Genomic DNA, 13,049 nt, shown 5'->3' with positions numbered 1-13,049 from the left:
GTGTGGCGCACGATTTGAAGTGGCCGGGAACTATTCAAAATCCACTTTCCAACGAGAAAACGACTGGGCAACGGTTTCATGCATAAAGTGGCATGAAGAGCACCCAGAAGATGGCTCTTGGACGGAATGCACGCGCGGGAAAGAGGCTGTAGATAAACTGACATCTCAGTGGCCCCGCAGATAAAGAGCAGGGAAACCCAAGATATGCACATGCCGGAAAAAAGCCCGCCATGAGGTATAGCGTTTCCATATAAGGCGTGAAGAATTGCTTTCACCATCACGCACGGAGCGAAATAGCAATGTTGGATTAGCTATCCCTTCAGTTTGACACCTTAGGTCTGGTACATCTGGCATCATGCGTGGCGGCATGAACGCCATTCTGAAAGCAGACATTTGCCAGTGCACGCGTAATTCGGCCTTAAACGCCCGAAACGATTCCGGCTGACAGGGTGAGGGCTTGGGCGTACTGCTCTGGTTATGGTTCATGCGAGTTCACCCTCAATTTGTATTTGCGGATCGGCACGCAGGATGCCGGTCGAATTTTCTGGAGAAGGGTATAGATCTGGTCGCAGCTCCCAAGGCGGAATGCCTGTGATTTCTGCAACAGTAAGCACTCGTTTTGGCGGGATTTTGCGCCATGAATGGATAGACGGCGCCTTAATATTGAGACGCCGAGCCAATTCAGTAGGGCCGCCTGCCAATTTGATCGCTCTATCTACAACCGCTTCTTTCATATCCAACCAATAGGCAATGCCTAGCAATAATGCAATAGGCAAATGCTAGGTGATAGTAGGCGTTTCCTACTGATATAAAAAATTATGGATACATGGCCTGAACGACTGAAGCGGTTTCGTAATGCAACACGCCTTTCTCAAGCAAAGGTCGCGAGGGCGTTAGGCATCGCACCAGCCTCAGTCGCGCAATGGGAAATAGGTCGCAGCAAACCTTCCCTAGAACGGCTGTCAGCTTTAGCTGCTCTTTATAATGTTTCGTTAGAAGAGCTGTGTGGGAACGACTTAGGATCTCCCAAAGAAGCATTACGTCACTCTAACTGTGATGGTAACCCATCGTTGCGGCTTCCTGTGTCAGGGTTTGTCGCTGGAGCTGATCGTGTAGTTATCTTTGAAAATGGGGACATTCAAGAAGATGGCGAAGTGCATCTGCCATTCCCAATATACGATGGGATAGTGCTGCGAGTTACCGGGGAATCTATGGTGCCCCGTTACAGACCAGGTGAAGTAATAGGCATTCGCTTACCTGGACGGCCATGCTTGGGCTTAAAATTTATCGGGCGCGATATTGTAGCCAAATTATCAGATGGCCAAGTTGTGTTGAAAACCGTTGCAGCAGGGCCAGAGCCCGGTTCATTTGTATTAACGTCAGTAAATCCAATGGTTCCACCTATTTATAATCCAGAAATAGAATGGGCAGCGCCTATTGATTTTCATATGTTAGGATAATTTCATGAATGGAAAGTTTTTATACGCTGTTGGTGTAATGCTTTTACTTTCTGGATGTGGCGGGAATAGATCGAATTCATACGATAATGTCTATTACCCTGATGTTAGCCCACAAGATAAGGCAGCTTGTGAACTGCAGGTGGCGCAAATACTCGGCCCTCCAAGAGAGACATTAACAGGCACTCTTGATCAAATTGGGCCTAGAAAATCCCTCATGCAGAAGTGCTATTTCTCCAAAGGTTATAAACCTTGGATGAAAAACTAGGCATTGCCTATTGACTGACTAAGTAGGCAATGCCTAGTATTCCTCTATCGCCATGACGCGATGGAGGAATGAATGACACTTATTGCGGAACTCCGCACGGTATCGGATGCTGCGCTACGGCGTGTCGTCAGTTAAGCCCTGAGAGTGGCACGTGAGGGTTGTACTTTGTGTCTGCGTGTGCTGACTGTTTTCCCGTTTTTTTGGGGAGACAGACAGATGCGGCGCTATAGTTTACGCGATGACCAGTGGGAGCGGATAAAGGATCTTCTTCCTGGTCGAGAAGGCTATGTCGGCGGCACTGCGGTGAACAACCGTCTGTTCGTGGAGGCGGTGTTGTATCGCTATCGCGCGGGTATTCCATGGCGCGACCTTCCTGCCCGTTTCGGTGACTGGAAAAACGTGCACCGGCGTCTGCGCCGCTGGTGTGAAAGCGGCGTCATCGAACGGATATTTCGTTATCTGGCCGCTGATTACGACAACGAATACATGATGATCGACAGCACAATTGTCCGAGCGCATCAGCATAGTGCCGGAGCTCTCAAAAAAGGGGCACGGATCAGGCCATCGGACGATCACGAGGCGGGCTAACTACAAAGATCCATGCCATCTGCGACGCTCTGGGCAATCCAGTGGAACTCGGCATCACACCGGGACAGGATGCCGATATCACCCAGGCAGAACCACTTCTGGAAAACATCGAACCGGATGCTTTCCTTGCTGACAAGGCGTATGACGCGGACAGGTTGATCGATCGGCTGATACAGCGCGGGATTACCCCGGTCATCCCGCCAAAACGCAACAGAACGACACGACGGAAAACCGATTTTTCTCTCTACCGCGAACGGAACCTTGTTGAGAGGTTCTTCAATAAACTCAAGCAGTTTCGCGCTATCGCAACCCGCTACGATAAACTGAAATCGACCTTCCTCGCAGCCGTGCAGTTCGCCTCAATCATCATCCTGCTTAACTGACGACACGCCGTAGAGCGCTCCCGTGCTGCATCGCAGCTGATCACGGCCATTGGCCCGCTGCTAGACCCAACATTACCCACACCAAACGCCATGCAGGCCGCCCGCGTGCAGCGCGCTGCCCTGAAACTGGTGGATACCGCGCTGGAAGAAAGCGGCGCAGATGCCACCCGGTACGTAGGCTTTGGCTTGGCAGCCCTGTATTGCGGCCTGCAACCAGATACCTTTCACGGCCTATGTGAAAAAGGCAAAGGCCCGCGCTGCACCATAGTTGAAGGCAATGGCCTGTTTACTGTGGCCGCTCTGGATGAATGGATGGAAAGCATCTCACACTCACCATTCTTAGAGCCCTTTTGGAAATTCACGGATGAGCGTTTCGGCGTAGCATGAGGCTTCCCATGGCGATGTGGATCATGGCCTCTGCGACGTCGATCCGCTGTTCGTAGTCCTTTACAAGGCGACGCCAGCGGATCATCCAACCGAAGGTCCGTTCCACAACCCACCGACGCGGCAGGATTTCAAACCCTTTTGCTGTCTCTGACCGCCGGATGATCTCGACTGTGAAGTCGAGAAACGTGGCCTTATCCATCAACTGGAGACGGTCATAGGCTCCATCGGCAAACAGGTGCTTCACCCAAGGCCAGCGTTTACGAATGGCATCAAGGATCATCTGTCCTCCTGCACTGTCCGAAATATCGGCTGTTGTCAGCTGGACCAGGAGAAGGCGGCCATCCGTATCAACTGCGATGTGACGTTTCCGACCGACGATCTTCTTGCCTGCGTCATAACCACGTGTCTTTGCGTGGGGTGCCTTGATACTCTGGCTATCAATGACACCACCCGATGGACTGGTTTCGCGTCCTGTCGCTTCACGATCGAGCATCAGACAGACATCATGAATGGTCTGGAACAGGAAACGGCGCATCAGCCTGCGGAACCACCAGTAAACCGTTTGCCATGGGCCAAAATGAACCGGAAGCATCTCCCAACCGCAGCCTGAGCGCACGAGATAGCGCAGAGCATTGATGATCTCACGGAAATCGGTTGTCCGTTTCCGACCACGCCGGTTCGCAGGGGGCATCAGAGGCGCTATGCGCTCCCATTCCTCATCTGTCAGATCAGACGGATAGCGTTTCGTCTTGCGTGTAATTCCGGCCATGCGGCCTCGTTGTGCTGGCGTCCACATCCTGCCTTTGAATCACGCTCAAAACCTCTTGAAAACCTATCATAGCGAATTTCCAAAAGGGCTCTTACAGAAGGATCATACCCCATGACCTACACACAATCCGCCACGTTCCCTGGCATGCGCATTGTTCCCGTAGCCCGTGATGTTGTGGTGAAAGACCCATCCGGCAAAGGCCGGCACGCATACCCAACCATTGGCCGCGAAACACGCACGCTGATGTTTGGAAAAACACCCGTCAAACACACGGTAGTTTTTGCTGATGGCCAGATACTGAACTTTCCACCAGCTTGGATTGTGCCGATTGCAGATGCCATGCCGGACGAACCGCAGTATGGATCACTGGCGGAGTGCATGGAATGCCCCGATACCAGGCGGCACTAACGCGCAATCAGGCAGGCAGATACCAAGGCACGGTAACAGACCAGCGCACAGGCAATCAGATTGAATTCCCTGATTGCAGCAAGGAGCGCAAGGCTGGCCGCTGGATTGTATCGGGCAAAAGCACAACACCCTGCTTGCCTGAATGGTTTTTAGAAATGCGCAAGGTGGATGATGGCCTGTTTGAAATAACAGCCACAGAGGACAGGAACTTTCTCATCCGGTTTCCTGAATGCGAACAGGATGAAATAGACGGACAGCGCGGCATAATCGGCTGGGCAGACGATGTGGAGCTGATTGCAGCGCGAAAGGAGAGGGCGGCATGAGCCAGACAGCACAGGCGCCTGTACGCACAAAAGCCAAACCAATGCTGCCAGATTGGCCGCGCATCATGAGGCGTGAAAAGGCAGCACAGTATCTGGATATTTCACCAGCAATGCTGGATCAGGCCGTGGCAAGCGGCAAAATGCCGAAGCCCATACCCATTACTGGAACCATAAAAGGTTGGGTGCGGGATGATTTGGATGCGTGGATAGAAGATAGGCGTCAAGGCTATTTCCCAACAAGCGATTGGGACTGATGGCCAGACTAAAGCTTGATTTCGTCCAGGTAATCCGCAGCAAGCGCAAAACCTATTACTACTTCCGCAGAGAGGGATACCCACGCAAGGAACTGCCGGGCCGGTTAGGTTCGGATGAGTTCATGCGTGCGTATGCCGAAGCCTTGCGCGAAGAGCGGGAAGAGGTGGGTGCTTCTGGTACATTACCGGGCAGCATGAAAGCGCTGGCCGTTGCCTGGCGTAAATCCAACCAGTTTAAGGAGCTGAAAGCACCATCGCAGAAATCTTACAGGCGCCTGATCGACAGCTTTGTCGAGATCCACGGCAACAAGATGGTGAAAACAGCCGAGCCCCGACATATCCGTGCGATACTGGAAAGCATGAGCCGCACACCAGCGCAAGCCAATGCCTTGCGCAACGTCCTGCGGCAGATGTTCCAGTTTGCATTTGATCATGGATGGCGGACGGATAATCCCGTGCGGGATATCAAGAAGCTGAAATACAAGAAGAAGCCGTTCCCCACATGGTCAGAGGCCGACATAGAGGCTTTTGAAGCCCGATGGCCGTTAGGAACACGTGCCCGTTTGGCACTCGCATTGCTACTTTATACAGGGCAGCGCCGTAGTGACGTGATCTGCATGGGGCCAAAGAACATTCATAACGGCAGCATAGAGGTGGTGCAGGAGAAAACCGAAGCGCATCTGTTTATTCCCATGCACCCACAGCTACTGGCGGCTATTGAAGCCGGCCCATGTGGTGAGCAGGCTTTTCTGGTGACACAGACCGGCAAGCCATTCGCCAGTGGGAACGCATTTTATAACTGGTTTAAGGAATGCGCCATCAAGGCAGGCGTGCAGGCAAAACTAGGCCCGCATGGTTTGCGCAAAGCAGCTGCACGCCGCATGGCAGAAGCAGGCTGCACACCTCACCAGATTGCATCCATCACCGGCCATCAATCACTGGCAGAGGTGGAACGATACACCAAAGGCGTGAGACAGCGTGTGGTGGCTGAGGAGGCTATGCTGCGGCTTGTTGGGCCGGAGAAGTTACTTTCATCGGGTAATGAATGATTTACTATTAATTAATTTTCGTGGAGAGAGGAAAATCACTTTATATTGTTTTATTTCAAACGGTTAATTGAGAATTAGCAAATTCAAAAATAATAGGAAAAAGGGTAAAATTTGGAGAAATAAAATACACCTTGTAAGAGATCCGCATCAATAAGAAGGTGTGGTGAAATAAATGAAGTCCGCTCTTACGTGGCAGGATCGTATCCAAAATTATATCCGAGAAACAGGCTTTCCTGAAAATATTTTTATGGGAGAAGATGAGCGTGTGGTCGGCACTTGGATCATGGGTAATAATTATCGCGTAAAGTCTTCTTACTATGGTGGGTATCCCCCTACTTACCTGCGGAGGATCAAGGCGTTATTTCCAGATAAAGTTTCAACCTTGCACGTTTTTAGTGGCAAAGTAGATCTGGAAGCTTTTCCTGGAGATACTGTAGACATTAACCCAGACGTTAATCCAACTTTCCTTGATGATGCACAAACACTTGAAACGGTTCCATTAGAAAAATACGATCTTGTACTGGCAGATCCACCGTATTCTGTGGAAGATTGTGAGCATTACGGCACAACTATGGTCAAACGTAACAAAGTTATGCGAGCCTTGCAGCGTCTGCGTTCTGGAACACATATTGTTTGGTTAGACCAAGTTTTGCCAATGTACAGGAAAGATCAATTCACGGTCGAAGCGACGATTGGTATGTGGAAAAGTACCAATCATCGCTTCCGAGGAATTACTATATTTCGAAAGAATTAGACTAACTCGTTTTACCGAGATCTGCTCCCAGGACACGGCCGAAAATATCTTTTAGCCGCTCTTCCCAGCCGCCTTGGTTGTAATTAAAAGCATATTTAGGAATGCGTTCTAAGTCAGAATCTTCCAGAGTAAGGTCGCCAGTTGTCTTGTTGAGGCGCTCTTGTAAGCTTACTAGTAAGCTTTGGAAGCCCCCATCTTTCCTTGTTTCAGGATCTTGAAGTAAAAGGAGATCCATTTCTTCTTTGTTTAAAGTAACTTTTTTGGATGTCATAATGGAATCCTTTAGCCGTTGCACTGCTGTCTTTACATAGGTATCGTCTATCTCAATTCCAATACCTTTGCCTCCTGAAAAATCGGCAGCGACTAAAGTGCTTCCTGCTCCAAGAAAAGGATCCAATACGGTGGGATTTTTCTTCCCATGTAAAAAAATACACCACAATGGTAATTCTATAGGGAAGGTTCCTGGGTGCGAGAATTTTTTTGCTTTGCTATTTACCGTTCTATAAGGAATGAACCAAGTATTACCACGACAACGTATGTCTGCTTTATGACCAAAGCGGTTGATATTGCTCTTGTCAGCAAATGGAACGCCTATTGATAGGCGATCAAGCTTTACGTCACCTTTTTTTGTGAGGTGAAAGATATGTTCGTGATTGTGGTGTGTGAAGCGAGCACCAGAGATCGGTTTGAAGTGACCACTTGTTTCGCGATCGACTGCAATGGATTTGACCCATACAATATGATTTTGTAGTTCAAAGTATTCTTTGAGACGAGTCGTAATCAGAAATGGCAGCCATGGTTGGCGGCTTGATCCTGAAATATTCAGGAAAAAAGATCCATCATCTTTTAAAACTCGTTTGAGTCGTTTAAATAAATGCTCCATCCATTCTAAATATTCTAATTCCGTTTTGTTATCATTGTATGAATTATAAGATAAATTTATATTATAAGGTGGAGATGTAATTATTACATCTACAGATTTTGACTGGATTTTATCAAGCGTAGCTAGGCAGTCACCATGGTGAATTTTGTGTTCTTTTATCTCATGTATGCCATGAGGTTTGATGGGCCGAATGTGCGCAGGTTTATGGTGGTTGGGGTAAGAAACGGCACCGCTCATTTTTGGTCTCTCCACTGATATCTAAGGAGAGGTACCAATTTCTAAAGGATCGTACAAGCCAATTTGGTACATTGGAGGTATGAAATTTTATAGAACAACTTTGCTGTGACGTTTGCTCTATATTGAAAGCATTAGGCATCAATGGGAGATATGTATCAAAAATAGGTAGAAGATATTGATGTCTTGAGATCTGAGAATGCTTTGTGAGGCTGGAAAAGCCTGACTTTAAAACCCATGAAAACCATCACCAACTGTAAAATGGTATTGTAAATTTTACACTTTTCACCAAAAACCCAATAAAAACAAGGGGTTGAACAGGAGGGTGGTGGAGCTGAGGGGAATCGAACCCCTGACCTCCTCATTGCGAACGAGGCGCTCTCCCATCTGAGCTACAGCCCCGCCTGTTCCATAGATTTTTGGGTGTATAGGGCTTACCAATTCGCTGTCAAGCTGTATTGTAGGCGCCCAATGGCAGATATGCGGGCATGCCATAAGGGTGTGCCCGGTTTTTTAGCAAGGCAGGATTTGGCGTTCGTGTTTTTCGTTTTCATGCTGCTGATGCGGCTTCTGGAACTGTATAGCTGGGTGCTTCTGGCAGCCTGTATTTTTGTAAACCTGTATGCCTTTAGCATTCTGGATAGCCGCAACCAGATTGTCTGGAAAATAGGCGTGTTTCTGGAACGGATAACAGAACCCGTGCTGGCCCCCGTGCGGCGTATGCTGCCAATGCCGGGCGGCATGGACTTTAGCCCAATGGTGGTGCTGCTGGTTATCCAGTATGTGCTACAGCCGGGGCTGGTCAGCCTGTTTCGTGCGCTTATGTCTCATTAAATAACGTGCGGCGGCTGGCGTTAGCCCGGTTTGTTAGAAACGGAGCAACCGCCATGCCGCATCTTTTTCGCACAGTGGGCCTGTTTTGCGCCACCATAGCCGCCACACCGGCATGGGCGCAGGATACGCCGCCATCCACCCCCGCCCAAATTTACACCGGCAGCATGGCAGGCGGCCAAGGCACCCTTAAACTGGTGCAAACGGGGGATGAAACCTTTGCCGAGGTTGCTGTTGTGGGGGATACCTGCGCAGGCTCAGCCGAGGGCGCAGCCGCTCACCACGGCAACACATGGGTGATTACAACAGATCCGGAATATAACGGCCAATCATGCCGCATTACCTTCCGCATGGGGGCGCATGGCGTGGTAGGGAGTGAGGAGCAAAATTGCGCGCCCTATCATAACGGGGCCTGTGCCTTTACTCATGCGCAACTGGCCCGCACCGCGCAGTAAGGCCGCGCACCCTACACATGCAGGCACAAAAAAAACCGCCGGGGCCAATAAGGCTGCGGCGGCTTTTGTGCAGTATGGCAGGTAAAAACCCGCCAGCCTGTATTAGTGACCGGAAGAAGGGTTCGGGTCTTTTTCAATGTGGATCAGGCTGTAGCTGCACATCACGATAACCGGAACAAGAAACGCGATAACAGCAGAACCCATAGCTGCAACGTTCATGCCCAGGAAATACAACATCAGATCCAGGCCCAACAGTGCAATGCACAGAAACATGCCCATCCCAAAAACCCCTTTATAGTGCTCCGGCGGTAAACAGGTTGCCGGGCTGGTGCCATATCCATGCATCTCAAGCCCCGCAGATTCCACCGGAATCATGCCAAATCAAAACAGCGTCACCCTTACTCTTTTGCCCCGCGTGGTCAACCGCTATCTGGGCATGGCGTTATGGCGGGTAATGCTGGTCTGCTTTTGTGCGGGTTGTCGGCAGCGGGGGCGGCCCCAATGTTTAAGGCAGGCTTTACGCAACCAAGGAAGAAATTTTTATGTCTGAAAAAACAGAAAACCATACCCATCATCTGCCATCCGCCACGGATATCAGCCGTGAAATGGAACAGGTAAAGCGGGAATACGATATTGCGCTGAAGGATCGGCCAGAGCACGCAAAAGCGCTGGGTGAACGCCTGCGCAAGCTGGAAGCCCAGTTGCAGGAAGGCGCACGCGGCCAGGCCTGAACCCAGCATAACATATCGGGCGCGGGGCATAATTCCGCAGCCCGTATGCTCTTAAACGCCCGGCCTTAGTGCTGGGCGTTGCTGTTTTGGGCTGGCCCCGTAGCGGGTGTTGCTTCCTGCGCTTTGGCCGCCCAAGCTGCTGCCACAGCCTGCGAGCCCGTAAGCGTTTGAGAAACCGGAACAGCCTGCGCTGCCGGTGCGGCCTGCACCGCAGGCGTTGCGGCGGAAGATGGCGTGCCAGCAGAATCCGGCTGTGGGTTGAGGATACGCTGTGGTGCTGGCTGCTCATAAACCGAATGCAGCGCACGCCTTTGGGCCTCTATACTGGGTTCATGAAAGGCCGAAACCGGGCCAAACCCAATCAACCTATCATGGAACCGGTTGGTGGAGGCCACGGGGGAACGGATGCAGCCTTTTACAACGGTAGAGCACGCGCCATCTGTGCCAATCATGCGGTCATTATCGCCGCTGTAATGCAGGTCATACACACGGCCATCCACCATCCGCAGGCTGGCCACACAGGTTTTGCCTGCACCGCCAAAGGTGGTTTGTGTCATGTTCACAAAGGTCTGGAGCGGAAACAGCGAGGAATCGTTGGTGGAAGGCATGTTGACCGAGCGCACATACTGATAAACCGTGGTGTGCTCATCTATCTTCTGCGTTTTATCGGGAATGCCCGCGCAGGCCTGTAAATCCTCATTTGTCATGCCAATTACGGCCAACTGGCCCTTATGGGCGGTGCGGCTATCTATATATCCGCAGCCTGCCAGCGTGGGCAGCAGCACCAGCGCGGCAAGCCCGCGTGCACGATAAAAAAGGGAAGCAACAGAGGCAGAAGAAGGCAGGGAAGGGCAGGGCAGAACAGTCATTACTCTTGTTCGTAAAAGGGTGGGGTGGCGTTTAGGGCGGCGTGTTATGGGCTTCGGCGCGGGCAATGTCCAGATACAGCAAAACCAATAATGGCAGGGGCCAGATAAAGGGCAACGGCACATGCCACGCCATGGCTAAGGTGCCACACAGAGCCCCAGCCGCAAACCCCAGCCAGGAAAGCCCCGGCAACAAGGCCGCCCCCGGCGCAGGCGGTTTAACAGTGCTGCCCGGCCAGCGCGCCGCCAATGATGTTGCCAGTGCAGAGGCACATTTGAGCAGATTGCTGGTGATCACAATGGTTTGGATAGCGGTGCCAGAAAAGCGGGCTATCGTTTCCCCCTGCACGGCCATAAGGGCGGGCAACAGCACAAGGGCCAGCGTGCGGTGCCACGGCGTAAGCATGGCAATTTGCGTGGCCCCCAGCAGCACGCCCACGCAGGCTATGCCAATGGCCGCCTGCCAGCGCAACCGCGCCAGAGTAGCCAGCATGGCCACCACAAAAAACGTGCCTAAAATACCCAGCAACATAAAGGCATGCGGCCAAATGCCCCCAACAAGGGCGGCGGCCAGATGTGTTGTGTTGCCTGTCATGGCAGAGGCAAACAGCCCGCCCAAATACACAAAGCCCAGCGCATCTACATACCCGGCCAAAAGGTCCAGCACCAAAATGCGCCGCGCAGAAACCCGCACGGAAGAGGAAGGGGAAAGTTCAGCCATATTCACTCTTGAACATACAGAGACATTACAGAAAATCCACCCGCAGCCTTTGTGCCCGCTGTGGGGGCTATGGGCCATTCACAGGGGCGTAAGCCTGTATCTGCACAGAAATGGGGGTGGCCGTGGGTGTGGATATCATGCATCTATGCGCAAGTTTATGCGGCATGGCACGCGCGGCGGGCCTTGCTGGTAGGTGGGTTTTTTCCGTATTCTGCGGCCAGACCAAAGCAAGGAACAAAGTAGATGTTGGGATTCCGTCCTGTTTTTCTGGCGTTGGGGGCCTGCACTGCCCTGTTGGCCGCGCCCCCGGCGGCTTATGCGGCGGAGAAGAACCCTCATTACGGGCTGCAAATTATGAAGATGCGCCCCGGCCCAGCCCCCATGACATTGGCCACAGCCGCGCCCGGTATTTTAGATTACGATGGCATACCCACCGTATTGGGCACAAATGCGGCCAATGTGGGCGGGCTGATGTATTTTTGCTACCACAACAAGCTGATAACAGACACCACAGTTAAAAAACTGGGGCGGGAACTGTCTGAACTGCCAGATGTAAGGGCCTCGTCCGATTACGCATGGGGCGGCATTGGTATGCTGCGCCTTGGCCCAGACCAGATGTTTGATACCCGCACCCTGAACCGAGACCAGCGTGAGGCCGTGTGCTCTCGCACCGCCCTTATGGGGCCGGATCTGCTCAAGGCTGCCCGCAATGGCAACGCCGCACCGGGTATAGATAACCAGCGTGCCTCGGATGAAAAACCCAGATGGCCGTCTGAACCCCCGCCGCCTATCCGTGCCGTGCCACCCGTTGCCGCTGCGGCGGCTGTTCCGGCAGGTGTGGCTGCTACACACGGGGTTTCAGCGCCTGCGCGTGCGGTTTCTGCCCCTGTTGCGCATGTGGCTACACCGCGCCCGGCTGTATCTGCTCCGGCTTATGTGGCCCCGCGTGCTGTGGCGGCCACGCCGCATATGGCAGCACCTTCCGCCCATGCGCCGCAGGTTGTTTCTGCCCCGCCGCCGGCTGTTATGGCCCCCACACCTGCGCCAGCACCCAAGCCGGTGCCCTATACCCCGCTGCCCTCGCAGCAGGCTATTCAGGATGACGTGGCGCAAAAAGCCGAATCGCGAGAAGCCGCAGCACAGGCAGAATTTGCCCGTCAGGCGGCATCACAGGCGGGGGCGGTACGGTAATACGCACCAACCACAGCCCCAACACATAAGCAGGCCCGCTGGCAGGAATGCTGGCGGGCTTTTGCGTTGCGGGCTTTGCGAAATGGGGGATGTATGTCTGTTTTGATAGAACAACTTAAACAAAGTTTTAAGTACACAGGCCGCCTGTCTGTTTCCGATTTTCGGATATGGAGCGCATGGGTTGTTCTTATATTTATACTTACATATCTTGCGCATGTAGGTGTGATGTATCTGTTTTATAAATACGGAGGGTCTTCTATAAGTGCCGCAACGTGTCTGTATGCGTTTTATGCTGCACTTTTTGTAGGATATATCTTTTTTTTATGCGCCATTGTTTCTGCTTTGGTAAGAAGGCATCATGACATAGACAGAAACGGCTGGTTTTCTGTTTTGTGTTTTCTTCCATATATAGGCGTGGGTTATTGGATTTACCTTTTATGCGCCAAAGGCACGCAAGGCCCCAATGCCTATGGGCCGCCCGCATAGCCTGCCCCCCT

20 protein-coding genes and 1 tRNA gene are annotated in these 13,049 nt (G+C 52.0%); 14 read left to right on the top strand and 7 right to left on the bottom strand.

Translation table 11 applies throughout. The features are described 5' to 3' along the window. Window positions 1-482 precede the first annotated feature (482 nt). Complete coding sequence (locus A4S02_RS09690; protein ID WP_019089958.1) at window positions 483-734, bottom strand: transcriptional regulator; 252 nt, start codon at window positions 732-734, stop codon at window positions 483-485. An 84-nt stretch (window positions 735-818) separates the two neighbouring features. Between A4S02_RS09690 and A4S02_RS09685 the strand changes: the two genes are divergently transcribed. The 4 genes from A4S02_RS09685 to A4S02_RS09670 all read left to right on the top strand — a co-directional run bounded on the left by A4S02_RS09685 (window position 819) and on the right by A4S02_RS09670 (window position 3,083). Continuing rightward, complete coding sequence (locus A4S02_RS09685) at window positions 819-1,460, top strand: LexA family transcriptional regulator (RefSeq protein ID WP_070323635.1); 642 nt, start codon at window positions 819-821, stop codon at window positions 1,458-1,460. A gap of 4 nt (window positions 1,461-1,464) precedes the next feature. Next, window positions 1,465-1,725: a hypothetical protein gene (locus A4S02_RS15800; RefSeq protein WP_162272820.1), complete on the top strand. Its 261-nt coding sequence runs from the start codon at window positions 1,465-1,467 to the stop codon at window positions 1,723-1,725. A gap of 216 nt (window positions 1,726-1,941) precedes the next feature. After that, a protein-coding gene (locus A4S02_RS15190) for an IS5 family transposase (RefSeq protein ID WP_087651418.1) occupies window positions 1,942-2,696 on the top strand; the annotation gives its coding sequence in 2 pieces (ribosomal slippage) (window positions 1,942-2,281 and window positions 2,281-2,696; 756 coding nt in all). Window positions 2,697-2,801: 105 nt separating this feature from the next. Then, window positions 2,802-3,083 (top strand): hypothetical protein, encoded by a 282-nt coding sequence (locus A4S02_RS09670; protein ID WP_157885540.1) that lies wholly within the window; start codon window positions 2,802-2,804, stop codon window positions 3,081-3,083. Here the strand turns inward: A4S02_RS09670 and A4S02_RS09665 are convergent. After that, a complete protein-coding gene (locus tag A4S02_RS09665; RefSeq protein WP_082246712.1) occupies window positions 3,055-3,879 on the bottom strand; it encodes an IS5-like element IS12528 family transposase in 825 nt (274 codons plus the stop codon). The two genes, A4S02_RS09670 and A4S02_RS09665, sit on opposite strands and share 29 nt — an antisense overlap. Window positions 3,880-3,963: 84 nt before the next feature. Between A4S02_RS09665 and A4S02_RS09660 the strand changes: the two genes are divergently transcribed. The 5 genes from A4S02_RS09660 (at window position 3,964) to A4S02_RS09640 (ending at window position 6,640) form a co-directional block, all read left to right on the top strand. Beyond that, on the top strand, window positions 3,964-4,260 hold the full coding sequence (locus A4S02_RS09660; RefSeq protein ID WP_070323633.1) for a hypothetical protein: 297 nt from the start codon (window positions 3,964-3,966) through the stop codon (window positions 4,258-4,260). Then, window positions 4,236-4,583, top strand: a complete 348-nt coding sequence (locus A4S02_RS09655) for a hypothetical protein (RefSeq protein WP_070323632.1) — start codon at window positions 4,236-4,238, stop codon at window positions 4,581-4,583. Before A4S02_RS09660 ends, A4S02_RS09655 begins: the two co-directional genes overlap by 25 nt. After that, a complete protein-coding gene (locus A4S02_RS09650) occupies window positions 4,580-4,837 on the top strand; it encodes a helix-turn-helix transcriptional regulator (RefSeq protein ID WP_070323631.1) in 258 nt (85 codons plus the stop codon). Before A4S02_RS09655 ends, A4S02_RS09650 begins: the two co-directional genes overlap by 4 nt. After that, the gene (locus A4S02_RS09645; protein ID WP_070323630.1) at window positions 4,837-5,886 is read left to right on the top strand and encodes a tyrosine-type recombinase/integrase; all 1,050 of its coding nucleotides are present in this window, start codon (window positions 4,837-4,839) and stop codon (window positions 5,884-5,886) included. The genes A4S02_RS09650 and A4S02_RS09645 overlap by 1 nt, the downstream gene beginning before the upstream one ends. Before the next feature lie 172 nt (window positions 5,887-6,058). Then, the gene (locus A4S02_RS09640) at window positions 6,059-6,640 is read left to right on the top strand and encodes a hypothetical protein (protein WP_070323629.1); all 582 of its coding nucleotides are present in this window, start codon (window positions 6,059-6,061) and stop codon (window positions 6,638-6,640) included. Window position 6,641: 1 nt separating this feature from the next. On the opposite strand, the gene A4S02_RS09635 is transcribed toward A4S02_RS09640, so the two are convergent. Next, on the bottom strand, window positions 6,642-7,760 hold the full coding sequence (locus A4S02_RS09635) for a DNA-methyltransferase (RefSeq protein ID WP_070323628.1): 1,119 nt from the start codon (window positions 7,758-7,760) through the stop codon (window positions 6,642-6,644). A 323-nt stretch (window positions 7,761-8,083) separates the two neighbouring features. After that, window positions 8,084-8,159: transfer RNA gene (locus tag A4S02_RS09630), tRNA-Ala, on the bottom strand. Between the two features lie 135 nt (window positions 8,160-8,294). Between A4S02_RS09630 and A4S02_RS09625 the strand changes: the two genes are divergently transcribed. Both A4S02_RS09625 and A4S02_RS09620 read left to right on the top strand, forming a co-directional pair. Continuing rightward, complete coding sequence (locus A4S02_RS09625) at window positions 8,295-8,591, top strand: YggT family protein (RefSeq protein WP_157885539.1); 297 nt, start codon at window positions 8,295-8,297, stop codon at window positions 8,589-8,591. A gap of 5 nt (window positions 8,592-8,596) precedes the next feature. Further along, window positions 8,597-9,043: a hypothetical protein gene (locus A4S02_RS09620; protein WP_208858877.1), complete on the top strand. Its 447-nt coding sequence runs from the start codon at window positions 8,597-8,599 to the stop codon at window positions 9,041-9,043. 102 nt (window positions 9,044-9,145) lie between these two features. On the opposite strand, the gene A4S02_RS09615 is transcribed toward A4S02_RS09620, so the two are convergent. Next, entirely contained in the window at window positions 9,146-9,418 is a 273-nt protein-coding gene (locus A4S02_RS09615; RefSeq protein ID WP_019089946.1) for a hypothetical protein, read from the bottom strand. A gap of 167 nt (window positions 9,419-9,585) precedes the next feature. On the opposite strand from A4S02_RS09615, the gene A4S02_RS09610 reads away from it, so the two are divergent. Further along, complete coding sequence (locus A4S02_RS09610; RefSeq protein ID WP_019089945.1) at window positions 9,586-9,774, top strand: hypothetical protein; 189 nt, start codon at window positions 9,586-9,588, stop codon at window positions 9,772-9,774. Window positions 9,775-9,839: 65 nt separating this feature from the next. Here A4S02_RS09610 and A4S02_RS09605 read toward each other — a convergent pair whose 3' ends face one another. Continuing rightward, window positions 9,840-10,643, bottom strand: coding sequence for a hypothetical protein (locus tag A4S02_RS09605; RefSeq protein WP_070323625.1), 804 nt, complete (start codon window positions 10,641-10,643; stop codon window positions 9,840-9,842). A gap of 31 nt (window positions 10,644-10,674) precedes the next feature. Then, the gene (locus tag A4S02_RS09600) at window positions 10,675-11,361 is read right to left on the bottom strand and encodes a YoaK family protein (RefSeq protein WP_019089943.1); all 687 of its coding nucleotides are present in this window, start codon (window positions 11,359-11,361) and stop codon (window positions 10,675-10,677) included. Between the two features lie 243 nt (window positions 11,362-11,604). Between A4S02_RS09600 and A4S02_RS09595 the strand changes: the two genes are divergently transcribed. Beyond that, the gene (locus A4S02_RS09595) at window positions 11,605-12,552 is read left to right on the top strand and encodes a hypothetical protein (protein WP_070323624.1); all 948 of its coding nucleotides are present in this window, start codon (window positions 11,605-11,607) and stop codon (window positions 12,550-12,552) included. 93 nt (window positions 12,553-12,645) lie between these two features. After that, on the top strand, window positions 12,646-13,038 hold the full coding sequence (locus A4S02_RS09590; protein WP_019089940.1) for a DUF805 domain-containing protein: 393 nt from the start codon (window positions 12,646-12,648) through the stop codon (window positions 13,036-13,038). Window positions 13,039-13,049: the final 11 nt, after the last annotated feature.

This window comes from Acetobacter ascendens (assembly GCF_001766235.1).
Classification (GTDB): domain Bacteria; phylum Pseudomonadota; class Alphaproteobacteria; order Acetobacterales; family Acetobacteraceae; genus Acetobacter; species Acetobacter ascendens.
This window is presented reverse-complemented; position numbering and strand designations above follow the sequence as displayed.